This window comes from Bacillus sp. JZ109, assembly GCF_053903135.1.
The window spans coordinates 3282223-3297266 of sequence record NZ_CP096388.1; the positions used below are offsets into that span (position 1 = coordinate 3282223).

Annotated in this window: 15 protein-coding genes and 1 pseudogene; 5 read left to right on the plus strand and 11 right to left on the minus strand. The window is 46.3% G+C overall.

Translation table 11 applies throughout. The features are described from left to right. Nucleotides 1-418: 418 nt before the first annotated feature. Nucleotides 419-3604 (minus strand): bifunctional P-450/NADPH--P450 reductase, encoded by a 3186-nt coding sequence (cypD, locus tag M1D94_RS17335; RefSeq protein ID WP_167568665.1) that lies wholly within the window; start codon nucleotides 3602-3604, stop codon nucleotides 419-421. 149 nt (nucleotides 3605-3753) lie between these two features. Here cypD and M1D94_RS17340 point away from each other — a divergent pair, with 149 nt between their 5' ends. After that, nucleotides 3754-4824, plus strand: coding sequence for a DUF3900 domain-containing protein (locus M1D94_RS17340; protein ID WP_038829577.1), 1071 nt, complete (start codon nucleotides 3754-3756; stop codon nucleotides 4822-4824). Between the two features lie 162 nt (nucleotides 4825-4986). Here M1D94_RS17340 and M1D94_RS17345 read toward each other — a convergent pair whose 3' ends face one another. Continuing rightward, a complete protein-coding gene (locus M1D94_RS17345; protein WP_038829579.1) occupies nucleotides 4987-5337 on the minus strand; it encodes a hypothetical protein in 351 nt (116 codons plus the stop codon). A gap of 91 nt (nucleotides 5338-5428) precedes the next feature. Beyond that, on the minus strand, nucleotides 5429-6538 hold the full coding sequence (locus M1D94_RS17350) for an FAD-dependent oxidoreductase (RefSeq protein ID WP_041851197.1): 1110 nt from the start codon (nucleotides 6536-6538) through the stop codon (nucleotides 5429-5431). Nucleotides 6539-6700: 162 nt separating this feature from the next. On the opposite strand from M1D94_RS17350, the gene yetL reads away from it, so the two are divergent. Beyond that, nucleotides 6701-7204: a transcriptional regulator YetL gene (yetL, locus tag M1D94_RS17355; RefSeq protein WP_038829581.1), complete on the plus strand. Its 504-nt coding sequence runs from the start codon at nucleotides 6701-6703 to the stop codon at nucleotides 7202-7204. On the opposite strand, the pseudogene M1D94_RS17360 reads toward yetL, so the two are convergent. From M1D94_RS17360 to M1D94_RS17375, 4 genes and pseudogenes are all read right to left on the minus strand, one after another. Further along, nucleotides 7194-7366, minus strand: a pseudogene (locus tag M1D94_RS17360) (hypothetical protein); the annotation flags it as partial. The gene yetL and the pseudogene M1D94_RS17360 sit on opposite strands and share 11 nt — an antisense overlap. A gap of 64 nt (nucleotides 7367-7430) precedes the next feature. Next, complete coding sequence (locus M1D94_RS17365; RefSeq protein WP_003244397.1) at nucleotides 7431-8075, minus strand: Bax inhibitor-1/YccA family protein; 645 nt, start codon at nucleotides 8073-8075, stop codon at nucleotides 7431-7433. 109 nt (nucleotides 8076-8184) lie between these two features. Beyond that, the gene (locus M1D94_RS17370; RefSeq protein WP_003244522.1) at nucleotides 8185-8352 is read right to left on the minus strand and encodes a YezD family protein; all 168 of its coding nucleotides are present in this window, start codon (nucleotides 8350-8352) and stop codon (nucleotides 8185-8187) included. Nucleotides 8353-8506: 154 nt separating this feature from the next. Then, on the minus strand, nucleotides 8507-9379 hold the full coding sequence (locus M1D94_RS17375) for an STAS domain-containing protein (RefSeq protein WP_029317447.1): 873 nt from the start codon (nucleotides 9377-9379) through the stop codon (nucleotides 8507-8509). Nucleotides 9380-9576: 197 nt separating this feature from the next. Between M1D94_RS17375 and M1D94_RS17380 the strand changes: the two genes are divergently transcribed. The 3 genes from M1D94_RS17380 (at nucleotide 9577) to hmoA (ending at nucleotide 11003) form a co-directional block, all read left to right on the plus strand. After that, nucleotides 9577-10119: a hypothetical protein gene (locus tag M1D94_RS17380; protein ID WP_064671886.1), complete on the plus strand. Its 543-nt coding sequence runs from the start codon at nucleotides 9577-9579 to the stop codon at nucleotides 10117-10119. 91 nt (nucleotides 10120-10210) lie between these two features. Then, a complete protein-coding gene (locus M1D94_RS17385) occupies nucleotides 10211-10573 on the plus strand; it encodes a VOC family protein (protein ID WP_003233803.1) in 363 nt (120 codons plus the stop codon). 103 nt (nucleotides 10574-10676) lie between these two features. Beyond that, entirely contained in the window at nucleotides 10677-11003 is a 327-nt protein-coding gene (gene hmoA, locus M1D94_RS17390) for a heme-degrading oxygenase HmoA (protein ID WP_003243958.1), read from the plus strand. Nucleotides 11004-11039: 36 nt separating this feature from the next. Here hmoA and M1D94_RS17395 read toward each other — a convergent pair whose 3' ends face one another. From M1D94_RS17395 to M1D94_RS17410, 4 genes are all read right to left on the minus strand, one after another. Continuing rightward, nucleotides 11040-11735, minus strand: coding sequence for a DUF421 domain-containing protein (locus M1D94_RS17395; RefSeq protein WP_032726686.1), 696 nt, complete (start codon nucleotides 11733-11735; stop codon nucleotides 11040-11042). 74 nt (nucleotides 11736-11809) lie between these two features. Then, nucleotides 11810-13150, minus strand: coding sequence for an alpha-galacturonidase LplD (lplD, locus tag M1D94_RS17400; protein WP_038827807.1), 1341 nt, complete (start codon nucleotides 13148-13150; stop codon nucleotides 11810-11812). Nucleotides 13151-13158: 8 nt separating this feature from the next. Next, nucleotides 13159-14046: a carbohydrate ABC transporter permease gene (locus M1D94_RS17405; protein WP_038827808.1), complete on the minus strand. Its 888-nt coding sequence runs from the start codon at nucleotides 14044-14046 to the stop codon at nucleotides 13159-13161. Between the two features lie 13 nt (nucleotides 14047-14059). Then, complete coding sequence (locus M1D94_RS17410) at nucleotides 14060-15016, minus strand: ABC transporter permease (protein WP_003233808.1); 957 nt, start codon at nucleotides 15014-15016, stop codon at nucleotides 14060-14062. Nucleotides 15017-15044 lie beyond the last annotated feature (28 nt).

Below are 15044 nucleotides of genomic sequence, written 5' to 3' on the forward strand. Positions count from 1 at the left end.
AGTTCTTCATTCATATTTACCTGCTCTTTATATCCTGCCTTCCAATTCCTTCTTTCCAAACAAAATCAAGGCATCACACAACAATAAATACACCGCGGCAAGCCGGAATATTTATGTTTCGCACCATATCATTTTTATTACAACCATTTGGAAACCAATCACTGGACGAAAGAAACCTTCATTTCGTTTCACATTTTTTTCTCAGAAATAAAAAAAGGATTTCTTTTGTCATGTGTGCCTTTGAAAAAAGAAATAGATACCGAGTATAAGAATAACATAAACTAGCAAAAACGAAAAATAGGTTTTGCAGACAGCCCGCCCTTCCGGCGGACTGAAGTTATTGTATGCATCAATGTTTAGCGCGATCACCATTTTTTCTAAAGGACAAAAAAGACTGGATGTCTCCAGTCTTCTTTATCTATATCCCTGCCCAGACATCCTTAGCGTACATACCGGTATCCTGCAGATGTCTCAGCCAGTTTTGCGCTTCTTGCTCCCCGGTGCCATGAACAGACTGATACGCCTTTTGCAGTGCCGCCTCCACATCCGGGGCCATTTTGCTGCCGTCACCGCATACATAAAGCCTGCCTCCGCGGTCAAGGATCGATATTAACGTTTCTGCATGGTCAGCCATGACATGCTGGACATACGTTTTCGGCATGCCTTCTTTACGGGAAAAGGCTGTGTGGACAGTGACGATTCCGTCTTTTTCAAACTGCTCAAGCTCATCGCGGTATATAAAATCACGATCGTTTCTGCATCCAAAATAGAGATGAGCTTCACCGAGCGTTTTCCCCTCCCGCTTTAAAACTTCGCGGGCTTGAAGGAAACCGCGGAATGGCGCGACTCCCGTGCCAGGTCCGACCATAATGATTGGCGTTTCAGGGTCTTCTGGAAGCTGAAACCGAGATTCCGGTGTGCGGACAAACATCACGAGATCATCACCGGCTTGGCGCTCAGCTAAATCATTTGAAGCCACGCCCCTGTATTCGCCACGGCCGCTCCACGCAGGGCCGCGCACGACACCGACTGTGATCGATGCTTGCCGCGGATTCACTCTTGGAGAGCTTGAAATTGAATAATATCTCGGTTTTAACGGACGTAAAAGCTCTAAAAATCGTTCAAACGGCATGTCGCACGCTTCATACTTTTCAAGCAGATCCAGCATGGAAATTCGTTTTTTCAATATTTGCTCCTGATAAACACCCTCTGCTGACAGTTCTTCTAATTCGCGCCTATGCGGCGGACACACTGTAAATGCCGCCAGTTCACGTATTTGCGCTCTTGTGGCTGCTTCCTGCACCTCGACGCTGTAGCTGAGAAGATCATGCAGGCTGACAGGCCGGCCCAATGGCAGATGCCCCGCACTGTGGCCGCTTGCCGACAATGTCACTTGGTCGGTTCCCTTCAGGCCGAATCTGTGGAGAATCCGACTGACATTGGTTTGGCTGTTTTTTGGCAATACGCCAAGATGGTCGCCCTCTTGATATTCAACATCCGGCGGCAATGTAATTTCGATATGGCGAGTGCTTCGATCGCTGTCTGCGGACTGGAGTTCACGATTTTCGGCAATGGATGCGTGAGAGGCTTCGTACGATCTAGCGAGCGGAGACTCGCCCAGCCCTCTGACAAACTGAAGGCTCAGCGTGCTTCGTTCCTTATCAGCGTTTTCATTAAGCTCAAGTCCGAATGCTTTGATGGCGTCCGCCCACATGCTTTTTTTCCACTCGTCAAGCTGCCCTTCAAAATCACCGCTGACATCTCCTTCCCCGCGCCCAGAAAACCGAGTCGCGCCTTTTTCTGCAAGCTGCTCATCAATGAATCTCGGCACGTATTGATACGTGCTCGCCCAGTTGTGGTCGCCGCAGCCAAATACCGCGTAATGGACGCCCTCAAGCTCACCCGGTTTGATTTCTTGAAGCCACTGCACGAACTGTCCGGCATTGCTTGGCGGTTTTCCATTATAAGACGAGGTCACAATGACAACCGCTCCCTCTTTCGGCAGCTTTCCAATCCGGTCGTTCAGAGGTGCTGTCTCTGTCCTTACGCCGTGAAGACTGGCAGTATCAGCAAGCTCCCGGGCGACGCCTTCTGCAGTGCCGGTATCTGAGCCGTACAGCACGAGAAGCGGGCGGTTGTTAAGGCCGATGACCGATGCGCCCTTTGCTTCCGTTTTCTCCTTTTGCTCATCAGACGCGGCTTTTTCAACTGCCTGAACGTCCGCATGAATGGCTTCCTGATGACGGCTTTGAACCCTGATGTGAAAATCGCCCGGCTTAAGTGTTAAGGTTTGTTTGATATCAAGCTCATAATTCTCATGATCAATCAGCGTGAAATATTTTAAAATCATGCCCAGCACAAGTGTGGCTTCATGAAGGGCAAACTGCATGCCGATACAGGCCCGTTGTCCATTTCCGAATGGTTTGTACGCATGATGAGGCACTTGGTCCTGATGCTCAAACCGTTCCGGCCGGAATTCCTCGGCGTCCTTTCCCCAAGCGTCTCGATCACGATGAAGCTGCGGAATCAGCACAGAAATTCTGTCTTTCGTCGTGATCGGAAATTTCCCGCCAATGACTGTGTCTTCTTTTGGATAAAGGCTGAAAGCCGGAGCTGTCGGCCATAAGCGCAGTGATTCATTTAAAATCATCCGTATGTATGTAAGCTCCAGCACTTGTTTATAGCTCGGCGCTGCATCTGTCAGCACCCGATCGACCTCTTCATACGCCTTTTTCAGTTTGTCAGGGTGCTTCAATAAAAAGTAGGTCGCAAAGGAAAGCAGGCCGCTCGTTGTTTCATGGCCGGCAATCAAAAACGTGATGATCTGAAAACGGATATTTTCGTCGTCGAGCTTTTCACCCGTTTCCGGATCTTCCACATTCAGCATGCGGGCGAGCAAATCTTTTTCATCCTGGTCTCCATTCGATCTGCGCTCTGCAATAATGCTGTCGACTAAAGAAAACATCGTTTGAATATCATGGCGGAATTGCCGCTTTGTTCTGACCATAAGCTTATCTTGAACATCAAGCCGCTGCATTTGATGCATCGCTTCATCCAGCGCCCGCACCATGCTGTTGATAAACGGGTGGGGCGTTTCTCTGTAGTAACTGTTAAAGCGGTAGTTAAACCCGCATAGCCCAATGGTGTCGAGCGTCAGCCGGGTCATATCTCCCGGGACATCGACTGCTTCATTCGGGTTGAGCCTTGCCCATTTTTGAATGAGCTGAACAGCGATATCGACCATTTTCTCATGATAGTCCTTCATGGCCCGCTGGCTGAACGTCGGCATCAGAATGTTGTGCGCTTTTCTCCAGTTAGGCTCATGCGTCCAGCTCGTAAACAATCCGTCACCGGAAAATGCGCGAACCTTTTCCAAGGCGCCTTCAATGCTTTTATCAAACCGTTCTTCATCACAAACCTCTTTCACCAATTCGTGGCCGGACACTACAATGGTCGTGCCCGCGGGTGTATGGATTTGAAAAATCGGGCCCTGTTCTTCCGCCAGTTTGATCAGCGAAAGCGTCGGCTTGTCTTTATCGATTAAAGGCAAATTGCCGAGCGGCCCAAACGTCTTCGGCTGAGGAATCGGGCTTGTTTCCTTCATCGAACCATTCCTTTCCGTATGAGATGCCTTCTATTTGACTACATTTCCCTTTCATGGTCATGATTATTCCGTTCTCCCAATTGACGCATGATTGCTGTTTTTTCTATACTTGAGAAGCTGTACAATACGCGAATAAGGTGAGTTTATATATGGATTTTGAAATTCGGTTTTTATCCTTTTATGTCATACAGGTGGAAGGCAAAGATGAGCAGGCGAACAAGCAGTTCAAGCACTTCCAGACCCTTGATACGGGCGAATTTGAAGAAAGCGAGCTGAAGGACTTTCTCGACGGGGAACTGAAAAAAATCGTCAAACGGAAAGCAGACCGCCATCCGCAGTCCGAGCAGGTGCCGACGAAAATCGGCCATTTTATCGTCGAGCCCGGCCACGAGCTTGATTCCAACCCAAACTACAACATGTTCAACCGCGCGCGTCTGGCGGAAACAAAAGAAGACTTCAATGAGCTGAGCGAGCAGTTCGTCCGCACGTACCTTGACACAAGCGCGGTTCGCGGCGGCGTGTTTCTCGTCGCTTCGGCCGTGCCGAGAAAATACTTTGACGAGTCATTTGTCTTCATTATGAAATGTGATTTTGAGCCGAAGGTCGCCCGCATCTCTGACGCGTCTTCTCTCATTAAAAAAGTCGAAATGGCGATCACGACAAAAAACATGAAAAGCATCCAATATCCATACATGCCCGAGGAAGGAATGGTCGAGGAAGGCGAGCTGAAAATCCACCAGGCCTCGCACGCCCGCTATTTTGAGGACTTTCTGAAATTCGTCGAGTACGGCGAATCGATGCCGGAAATCATGAAAAACCAGGTCATGAACATGGTGCAGGAGCACGTCTACGAGACATTTGAAGACAACAGCGAAGAGCTCAAGCAGTTCGAGCACGACATTGAGATTTGGGAAGCAAGCGAAAAGCGGGAAATCCAAGAGCGCCTCGACACCCATCAAGTGATTGAAGCCTCCGCCCAAATCATCGAGCACACGCCAGAGGCCCAGCTGAAAATGAAAGTCGGAGAAACAGAGATTAAGGGATTGCTAGCGGATTTTGGCGATTCTATTCATCTCGCAAAAGTAAACGGGCGCTATGTCGCGCTGATTGAAGCCGAGACGATTTCGTTTGAGAAAGGCAGTTCACCGGTGGAGTTTTATAAGCCTGAGGGACTGCATGAGGTGATTGAGCGGATACAACAGAGGAACATAGAGCAGTAGTGATATAAATTTTTCAAATTATTTAAAGAAAACATAGTCTATTAGATTTATGTATTTTTAAAAAAGGCAGGTAATAATATTTGTTTATTACTTTTAAAGTTAGAAATACTGAATATTTTAGAGTAACGCTGCCAGCAGTATAAATGCAGGCAGCGTTTTAATTTATCGTTTGACTATAAAAGCTGGGGTTTTAATGTTAAATTTTGCGCCAGAGGCTCTATTAGTAGCTATAAGTCTTACTCGGGCACTATTTTTCCCCTTTTTTAGTGACTTCTGATTTTTCAACTTAAACACCTTTGCTGGAGTTGAGTGGCTAAAGGAACCCTTTTTCACTTCATTTACAACCCAATCATGACCATTCCACACTTCTACTCTCATTGAGTAATCAAATGTTGCAATAGAACCTCCACCATATTTTGCTACACAATCAATCGATGTGGCCTTCTCTGAATAAGAATCAGCATCTGTACAAATTTTCAACACATAATCTGAATAATAAGTATTACATGGCATACAAATTTCCCCTTCCTAAGAATTCATTTCACAGCACTTAAAATGTTTAAAAATACTGTGTTCATCTATAAGTGGCAAACGTATGACATTTCTAATACCCTTCCCTCAACACCGCATAGCACTCCCCAATCAGTTCTTCCGCTCCCGGCTCTCCTTTCAGCCCGCGGCGGACGATTTCCGATGATAGGTTCTGGACTTTGAGCGCTCGTGGGGCTCTTCTTTTGTAGTACGCCTGTAATGCTGTTTCGTGGTCGGCGTGGTTTTGGAGTTCTTCGGCGAGGACGATGGCATCCTCGATCGCCATTGCCGCTCCTTGCGCCAGGGTCGGCGCGCCGGCGTGGGCAGCGTCTCCTCCGATGACGACGCGGCCTTTGTGCCATGGCTCCTGCACGGCGACCTGCTCCAGTTTGTTAAAGATGACAGGATGCTGTTTTGACATGTGCTTTGTGACAAAATCCAGCCCCCGAAAACCAGAAAGAATCTCTTTTACTCTATCAAACCGGGTATCTTCCTCATCCCAGTAATCGCTCGTGCAAGGCTGGAGGACGAAGACATAGCCAGCGTGTTCTGCCAATGGCACGACGCCAATTTGTGTATCCCCGCTTCTATACATGAATGTCGCGTCCTCAAATGTAAAATCAGGAAGTTCGATATAAAAGCGCCACGCCCCCATGCCGAGGTACTCTTTTTCTGTTTCCTTTTGCAGCATTCTATCGCGAACAACGGAGTGAATGCCGTCAAAGCCCGCCAGAATGTCAGCCTGCATCTTTTCCCCATCTTCACATACGGCAGTGACCGATTCAGCTGTTTCTTCATAAGCGACAACCTTTTTCCCCCACTTGATGTCTACACCCACTGCCTCGGCATGCTTCATGAGAATGTCATTTAACGTTTTGCGCAGGATATTATTGCGTCCCGGAAGTGAATCGTCTAAAAAGGATTCACTGACTTGAAACAGCAAATTCCCCTGTTCATCAAACGTTTTAAACCATTCTGTTTGAAAGCCGTGCTTACAGCACTCTTCGAATACGCCCAGTTCTTTCAACACCGCCAGTGCGTTTTGCGGCTGAAGAATCCCCGCACCTGTTTTTCGGTTTTCTGAAGCCGCTTCACATAAGGTGACGGAAAAACCTGCCTTACGGAGAGAAATGGCCGCTGACAAGCCGCCGATGCCGCCTCCTGCAATTAACATATGTTTCATATCAATAACCACCTTTTCAGCTCTATATGTATTAGTTAGGCGCCTAACTACATTACCTTACTATGTCCCAAGAAAATCTGTCAATCATCTCCAAGCCAAGTTGCGTTATGGTTTTCCCTCCTTTATAATCGTGTCACAACGAATGTACGGGAGCTACTTGCGATGGAATTAAAACATTTACCGAAATATAAGCATATAACAGAGCACGCCGAAACGTATGCCAATATTGACGCCGGCTCTCTTGAATTGTTTTTATCTCTTTTTGATATTTCAAAAAAAATGAATCATGTGATGGAGCATTACTTTGCTGGCCGAGGGCTGTCAGAAGGAAAATTCAAAATCCTGATGCTGCTCTTTGATGCCAAGGATCATAGGTTAAGTCCGACAGAGCTTGCCAAACAGTCAAACGTCACGAAAGCGACGATTACAGGCCTGCTGGACGGGCTGGCGAGGGACGGTTTTGTCAGCCGCAGGCATCACACAGAGGATAAACGAAAAATCAGCATTGAACTGACAACGGAAGGCAAAGCACGCCTTGAGGAATTTCTGCCCGGCCATTTCAGCAAAATCTCAGCGGTCATGGAAAACTACAGCGACGAGGAAAAAGGCATGTTCGTAAAGATGCTTGGTGATCTTTTTGAAAGGCTGAGCGTGTTTAAAGACTAAAAAACCCGTCCGATCTGGACAGGCTACAGCGTCTTTCTGCAGCTGGATACGCATTGGCTGTTTTTTCTTTATGGCCGTCACAAATATGCCGCCGATGACACATGCAATGTGCACAAGCTCAAACGGCTCCTTCAATAGCACGCCTGACAACATGACAGACGCACGACTCCACCTGCCTTTTTGATGTATAGCAAAAAGCGCCTATCCAAAGACAGGCGCTTTTTCATTAATCATCACTGCTCAAAATGCCGAAGAAGCGGAGCAGGTTGATGAATAAGTTGATAAAGTCAAGGTACAGCGATAACGCCATAACGGGAATCAAGTCTTCCGTAATGTGGCGGTGTTTGATTTGGTTCAAATCATACAAAATGTAAAGGGAAAAGACGATGGTTCCGATCACGGAATACGCCATCATCGCCGCTGAGTTTAACGGGCTGAAAATGTTGAAAATCCCTACCACTGCGAGTGCGAGCACCGCAACCAGCAGAAACGACCACAGGAAGGATAAATCCTTCTTCATTTTTGCGCCGATTGTGCCTAAGACGGCAAAAATGACAAATGTAGAACCAAAGGCTTCGAGCACGACATAGGCGCCGGCGATGGAAGCGTAATGGCTGACGATCGGAAATAAGGTAATGCCGGAAACGAACGCGAATGTATATACAAACGCATACCCGACCGCTTTTCTTCTGCGCATCCAGAAGGCCAGAATAATCATCGCCACTTCAAGAATAGAAAGCGGCAGCATCAAAGCGACAGGAACAAATTGGCCGATAAAAAGGCCGACAGTCGCGATCAGCAATGTGAAGACAAAGACTGTCAAAATGCGTTGCATGATCGATTGCTTACTCTCGTGAACCGTAGCTTGCATGTCAAAAATCCTCCTAAAAAATGATCTTAAAGGTCTATTATATAAAAATTGGATGAAATATGTATATGTTTTAAGGAGAATTTAATGAAAACAAACGCCCTTTACATTATCATTTTGATTCTTTCCTTTTCAGCGAAAAACGGTGCTTTTCTATTTTCTCAATTTGGGTAATCTGAGAATCATGAACCGTAATCTGAACGGTGCCGAAATCGAGTGTTTCCAGCGAGCTGATGATTTTTTCAATCACTTCCGGATCAATCGTTGATTTTGAAACCAAAAGACCTTCCCCCCTGTTGAATAGGTTTTAATTCACAGTATTCTTATAAGAATTATAATATTATGTTTTTTTCGATAAATCAATGGTGATTTCTGTTCAAATCAAAAAGGCATATGATCACCCGGTGACGGACAATCATATGCCTGGAAACTTCCTATTTGTTTTCTTCCAATTCCTCAACAATACAGCGGACACCCATGTTTTCTAATGCCTGCTTCAGCGTACCGTACGTTTCATATTCACTAAAATCAAGCCCCAATTGAATCGATGTTTGGGCCACATCCGGGCGAATCCCTGAAAATACGGCTTTGACGCCTAATAAGAAAAGCGTTTTAGACAGATTGTACAATTGCTGAGCCACCATGGTATCCACAATCGGAACACCCGAAAGATCAACGACGAGGCTTGTGATTTTTCTCTCGACACAGCGGACCGGCACTGTTTCTAAAATGACTTGTGCCCGTTTTGTATCAATTGAGCCGATAAGCGGCAATATCCCGATTCCATCGGCAATGGAAATAACCGGGCAGCCAAGCTCTGAGATCAATTCCTGCTGAGATGTGAGCCTCATCAGCATGAATTTTTGGTACTGCTCGGAGAATTCAATAATCAGCTTATCGAACGACTGATTCACAATGCGGTTCCATCGGTCTGCATCCTCATTTGTCACAATCTCCTGATTCTCTTTTATAAATGTGACGACTGCGTCCCAGAATGAGATTCTTGAATTGGATATGGCTTCTACGACCTCATGAACTTGAACATCCTGCTCTACCCTGTTTTTCGCAACGTTTTGCGCCCATTTTGTCATGTTTTCTTGAAAATCGGTTTGATCCTCCAGAAATGCGCTTGCGATTGTTATATTGGTAAATGTATGCTGCTCGGTTAAAAGTGTTTTCGTTTCTTCACTTAAATGGCTGGCGGAATATAGCTCGCCTTTTAGCTGGCAACGCAAACTGAACCATTTCTCAGTAATATCCGCAGTGTTGTCTATGATATATTGATATAATAATTGATCGATATTCACGGTCTGTCTCCTTTTTCGTAATAGAAGCACTTTCATTATAAAATGATAAATCGGAATTGTGAATAAGACTAGAGAAAAATCAATTGATTCTGCTCTCTGAGAGCATTCCTGCTTCATATCCTTAGGCGAATGCACCAATAAGAGTCCGCCCGCATAAACTGCAATGTACAGTTTACAATGAGAAAGGACGTTATCACATGTATTATGTTGATCCTTATATGTTTGCGGGGCATTTTTATGAGCCTTGGCCTGCTTTTGAATATGAATACCGATATCCATGGCCTGGCATTGGCAGCGGCGCTGTTCCGGGCTCTGGCGGCGGCTCCGGCCCTGGCATTGGCGGTGGCGCTGTTCCAGGCTTTGGCGGCGGCTCCGGCCCTGGTATTGGCGGTGGCGCTGTTCCAGGCTTTGGCGGCGGCTCCGGCCCTGGTATTGGCAGCGGTGCTAGCCCAGGCTTCGGCGGTGCGCCGCAGGGACCTCCTCCTTCCCAAATACCAGCGAAACCCCCAAAACCGCAGGGTTCTCAAGGAGCCGTTTTGTTAGTTGAACCAATCACCATTCGTCCTTGCCTTTTCCGATTTACCTATGTTTGGTTAACCAATGGCCGCTCCTTTTGGTTTTACCCGATCATCCTTGGCAGAAGGTCTGTCGGCGGCTTTTATTGGGATTCCTCACGGCGCCGCTGGGTTTATTTCGCCTTAGACACAAATCACATCGATGTTGTAAGCTGCTCATTTTAAAAATCAGCCGGTTTCCCGGCTGATTTTTTTATGTTACTTCGGCCGTAAACAGGTTATAGTATTATTATCTTTTCAACTTGGAGGTTTCCCTATGATCAAACAAATTGGCACTGTTGCTGTATATGTCGAGGACCAGCAGAAAGCGAAGCAATTTTGGACAGAGAAGGTAGGCTTTGATATTGCAGCGGACCACCCAATGGGACCTGAAGCAAGCTGGCTGGAGGTTGCGCCAAAAGGGGCCGAGACTCGTTTAGTCATTTACCCGAAAGCCATGATGAAAGGCTCAGAGCAAATGAAGGCTTCTATTGTGTTTGAATGCGAAGACATCTTTGGTACATACGAGAAAATGAAGACAAACGGTGTAGAATTTCTCGGTGAGCCCAATCAAATGGAGTGGGGCACCTTCGTTCAATTTAAGGACGAAGACGGAAATGTGTTTTTATTAAAAGAATAAACTGTTGCGCACGGCGGTTCGATTCCGCCCTGCGCTTTCTTTGACATTGAGAATGAATTTCATTTACAATTATTCATATGTGAGAATGATTGGAGTGAGACAAATGTTTGTACAGTTGAGAAAAATGACGGTTAAAGAAGGCTTTGCAGATAAAGTCATAGAACGTTTCAGCGCTGAAGGAATCATTGAAAAACAAGAAGGTTTAATTGATGTGACAGTGCTTGAGAAAAATGTGCGCCGCGGTGATGAAGAAGTTGTTGTCATGATTCGCTGGGAATCAGAGGATCACTGGAAGCAATGGGAAAAAAGCGATGCGCATATCGCCGGCCATAAAGCAAACAAAGGCAAACCAAAGCCTGACTATCTGATCAGCACTGAAGTGAGCATGTACCATGTACGTGCTGTCAAACAAGGGACATACAATCAATAAAAAGCTTGCGCCTTGCTGCAAGCTTTTTTCTAAGAGTCATGTTGATCTGCTTTGTTCGTACGTTACAGTATACAGCGGCTTATTTTTATGCCATTCTGCAAATAACACGTCCTCTGTCTTATCAATGTTCTTCTTTTTCAATTCTTGTTTCAGCCACTGTTCATCCACACCTGCTTCCTTCAAATTATCCCGCACAATCTCTCCATCTATGATTAACGTGATCGGCAGAGAAACGGACTTCGAAGGAATCTGCAAATCCTTATTTGTCGGTTTGTCAAAGTCTGATTTTGGAAGCACGCTGACCATCCCGTTTGTTTCAAGAATCGCATATTCTACTTCTTGGATCGAAAAACTCCCCGCTTGCCTCAATAGGCTTTGCAGCTGGTTAATGTCTATCTTATTTTTCTTCATTACTTTATATTGAAGCTCTCCTTTGCGGATGACGATATTCGGCTCACCCTCCAAGAACTTTCGCGATGATTTCATTTTTTGCGTGATAAATTCAATAACATAAATCAGCACGCCCCACAGCAGCGAAGCAAAAATGATTTCTTTGATTTTGATATCATGATCGTAGACGGCATTTCCGACCAATTCTCCTAAAATTAAAGCAGAAATAAAGTCAAACGGCGTAATTTGAGAAAATTGGGTTTTCCCGAGAAGCTTTAAGATAATAAATAAAATGCCTAAACCGCAGACCAATTCTACCGCAACACTTAAATAATCTCCCATATTGATAGCACCTACTTCTTGATTATACTATCAGTATGGTCAATGGTTTCTTTTCTAAACCGGAAAAGCTCCGCTCAACGTTGCATGGTGCATTGGAGCATGTCATTGAAAAGCTGCTCTGCATCACTGCGGTCAATCCTGACAAGCGGGTCATTGAGGAAAGCTTGAAACGCGAGGCCAGTATCCTTTGTTAGACCTGCTTCCGACACTGCCTCTTGATTGGATATATGCCTAGCCGCCAGCATTTCCACACCTCTCGGAAGCGCTCCGGAAAAAATCGGCTGGACACGGTTCCTTGTGATGAATGCGTTTGTTTCGACAATGGCTTGTATAGGAAGGTTTGAGACCTGGCCTTGATTCGGCATATTTACATTTGTGACGAGTTCACCCAATCCGAGAAGAGCCGCTATGATGTTCACGCCTTCTTCTCCCGAAGCTTTCTCAGCAACGCCCCGTTGTTGCACGATCAACCGTTCTGTTTCTTGTCGTTTCTCTGCTCTGTCTTGTTTTCTGAATGATATAGGTGTGAGATGAAATTTCCATACTTCAGGCTGTTTGAGGTATGGACCGGGAAGAAACTCTGCCAGATGCCTGTCTCCCGCAGCAGGGATGGCGCCATACGTTTCAAATAAATCAAACGCAACACGGTGTGCCGAACAAAAGACGCTGTCCCTCCAGCTTTCTCCCTCCAGCTCATATCCTGATTCCCCATAGTGCGCGCTGAATTCACGGAATATAGGCAGCAGGTCAATATGGCGGTAAGAGGCTTTTGTGATCCATGTAAAATGGTTAATGCCGAGCACATTAACGCGGATATCCTCACGCCGCGGCACCTCTATCCCCAGCCTTTCCGTGACCATTTCCGCCAATAGCTTTTGCGTCCCGAATACCTCGTGGCAGCAGCCAATCGCTTTGATTCCGGGAAACACTTTATACAGCACTCTTGTACAGACAGACATCGGGTTTGTATAATTAATGACCCATGATTCAGGTGCGTAGTCTCTTATTGCCCGGGCAATTTCCGCAAATATCGGCACAGCACGCAAGCCCCTGATGATCCCTCCGGGCCCGACAGTATCACCTACAGACTGATAAATACCGCAGCGCTCAGGCAAGTGGACATCGACTTCCATATCATCCAGTGATCCCGGCAAAATGGAAATAATGACGATATCAGCGGCTGATAACGCCTTTTTCAAAGTAGAAACAGCCTCATATCTCCATCTGCCGTTCCCGCTGTGATTGCCGATCACTTCATTTTTCTGAGCGGCTTCAAAATCAAGATCATAGAGCGCCACCGTGCCTGACATCCGTTCATCAATCGACAAATCACTCATCAGGCTTCTGGCCCAGCCTTGGGACCCCCCGCCGATATAGGCAATCTTAATCTGATCTAATGTACTGATATGAAACACTCCCTTTCTCAGCCTTTCACCGAACCGATCAGCATTCCTTTTGCAAAGTGTTTTTGTAAAAATGGATAGACCGCCAAAATCGGCAGCGTCGCAATGACAATGACAGCGAGTTTAATTCCCTGCTCCGGCGGAACTGCATTTTGCATCGTATCACCATTGGTCGCCGTTAAATCCGATAAAATTGTGACTTGGCGAAGCACCATTTGCAGCGGCCATTTTGCACTGTCATTGATATATAAGAGAGCGTGGAAGAAATCATTCCAAATCCCGACCGCATAAAACAGCGCAAAGGTCGCAATAACTGGCTTTGACAGTGGCAGGGCGATCCGCCAGAAGACGCCGATTTCGGAACAGCCGTCAATTTTTGCTGATTCCTCCAGCTCGCGCGGCAGCTGCTGAAAGAAGTTTTTGATAATAATAAGGTTGAACGGATTAATCGCCATCGGCAGAATCAATGCCCAATACGTATCTAAAAGGCCAAGTGATTTTACGACAAGGTACGTCGGAATCATGCCGCCTGAAAACAGCATGGAGAAAATCACCAGATTCAACAGCAGATTCCGTCCCTTCACATGCCGCTTCGCCAGCGGATATGCCATCGTGAAGGTGAAAAACAGCTGTACAGCCGTCCCGACCACCGTGATGAAGATGGACACACCCATGCTTCGAAGGAACGTTGGTGTCGAAAACACATACTTGTAAGCATCAAGTGTAAAGGTTTTCGGGAAAATAAAGAAGCTCCGCTGGGCGAGTTCCGCTTCTGTCGCAAAGGAACCGGCGATAATATATAAAAACGGCAAAATGGTAACCGCGCCGACACCGCCGAGAAACAGAATGTTGCAGACGTCAAACACCCGTCCGGCTTTGGTGTTGTGCATCGTGTGAATTTCAGCCATACCTCTCCCTCCTCTAAAACAATCCTTCCTGATCAAACTTTTTCGCAATGTAATTGGCGCCAAAAATCAAGATAATCCCGACAACTGATTTAAACAAACCGACCGCCGTGCTGTAGCTATACGCCCCTTGGGTAATCCCCATCATGTACACATACGTGTCGAAGATGTCAGCCACACTGCGGTTGAGTGAGTTCGTCATCAAATACACCTGTTCAAAGCCAAGATTCAAAAAGCTGCCGATTCTTAAAATCAACAAAACGATAATGGTGCTTCTGATCGCCGGCAGCGTAATATGCCACATTCTCCTGAACCGCCCCGCTCCGTCCATGATGGCCGCTTCATACTGCTCTTGATCAACCGTAGCAAGCGCTGCCAAAAATAGAATCGTTCCCCAGCCTGTTTCCTTCCAAATGCTTTGCATCACAATCATCGGCCGGAACCAGTCTGCATCCGACAAGAAAGAAATCTGCTCACCTGTCAGGCTCATGATCATTTTGTTGATCACACCTGTATCGACAGTAAAGAAAACGAAGGTGATGCTGACCACAATTGTCCATGATACAAAATGGGGTACGTAAATGAAGGTTTGGATACATCTTTTATACACGGCCTTTCTTACCTCATTCAAAAGCAGGGCTAAAATGAGAGGCGCGGGAAAGGCAAACAAAAGATCCAGGCTCGCCAGCATGAGGGTGTTGCGCAGCAGCCGGAAAAAATCCGGATTCATAAAAAAGTCTTTGAAATAATCAAAGCCGACCCATTCGCTTTTCCAGAAGCCAAGATATGGCGAGTAGTCTTTAAAAGCGATCAGCACGCCCCACATCGGCAAGTATTTAAAAATCAAAAAATAAAGCAGACCGGGAATAAGAAGAAGATAAAGCCATTTGTCCCGTTTGAGCGCAGCCATCCAGCTGATGCCTTTTCCAGCGGTGAGAACAGGTGAATCTCCCTTCTTCGGCACTGTTTCCATATCTGTTCTCCTTTCGTGTTACCGGGGC

Bases quoted from the DNA above. Each gene is read 5' to 3' on its own strand.
- M1D94_RS17380 (WP_064671886.1), top strand. From the start codon at position 9,577: ATGTATTATGTTGATCCTTATATGTTTGCGGGGCATTTTTATGAGCCT.
- M1D94_RS17345 (WP_038829579.1), bottom strand. From the start codon at position 5,337: ATGCCATGTAATACTTATTATTCAGATTATGTGTTGAAAATTTGTACA.
- cypD (WP_167568665.1), bottom strand. From the start codon at position 3,604: ATGAAGGAAACAAGCCCGATTCCTCAGCCGAAGACGTTTGGGCCGCTC.
- M1D94_RS17365 (WP_003244397.1), bottom strand. From the start codon at position 8,075: ATGCAAGCTACGGTTCACGAGAGTAAGCAATCGATCATGCAACGCATT.
- M1D94_RS17340 (WP_038829577.1), top strand. From the start codon at position 3,754: ATGGATTTTGAAATTCGGTTTTTATCCTTTTATGTCATACAGGTGGAA.
- hmoA (WP_003243958.1), top strand. From the start codon at position 10,677: ATGTTTGTACAGTTGAGAAAAATGACGGTTAAAGAAGGCTTTGCAGAT.
- M1D94_RS17395 (WP_032726686.1), bottom strand. From the start codon at position 11,735: ATGGGAGATTATTTAAGTGTTGCGGTAGAATTGGTCTGCGGTTTAGGC.
- M1D94_RS17410 (WP_003233808.1), bottom strand. From the start codon at position 15,016: ATGGAAACAGTGCCGAAGAAGGGAGATTCACCTGTTCTCACCGCTGGA.
- M1D94_RS17405 (WP_038827808.1), bottom strand. From the start codon at position 14,046: ATGGCTGAAATTCACACGATGCACAACACCAAAGCCGGACGGGTGTTT.
- M1D94_RS17385 (WP_003233803.1), top strand. From the start codon at position 10,211: ATGATCAAACAAATTGGCACTGTTGCTGTATATGTCGAGGACCAGCAG.
- M1D94_RS17350 (WP_041851197.1), bottom strand. From the start codon at position 6,538: ATGAAACATATGTTAATTGCAGGAGGCGGCATCGGCGGCTTGTCAGCG.
- yetL (WP_038829581.1), top strand. From the start codon at position 6,701: ATGGAATTAAAACATTTACCGAAATATAAGCATATAACAGAGCACGCC.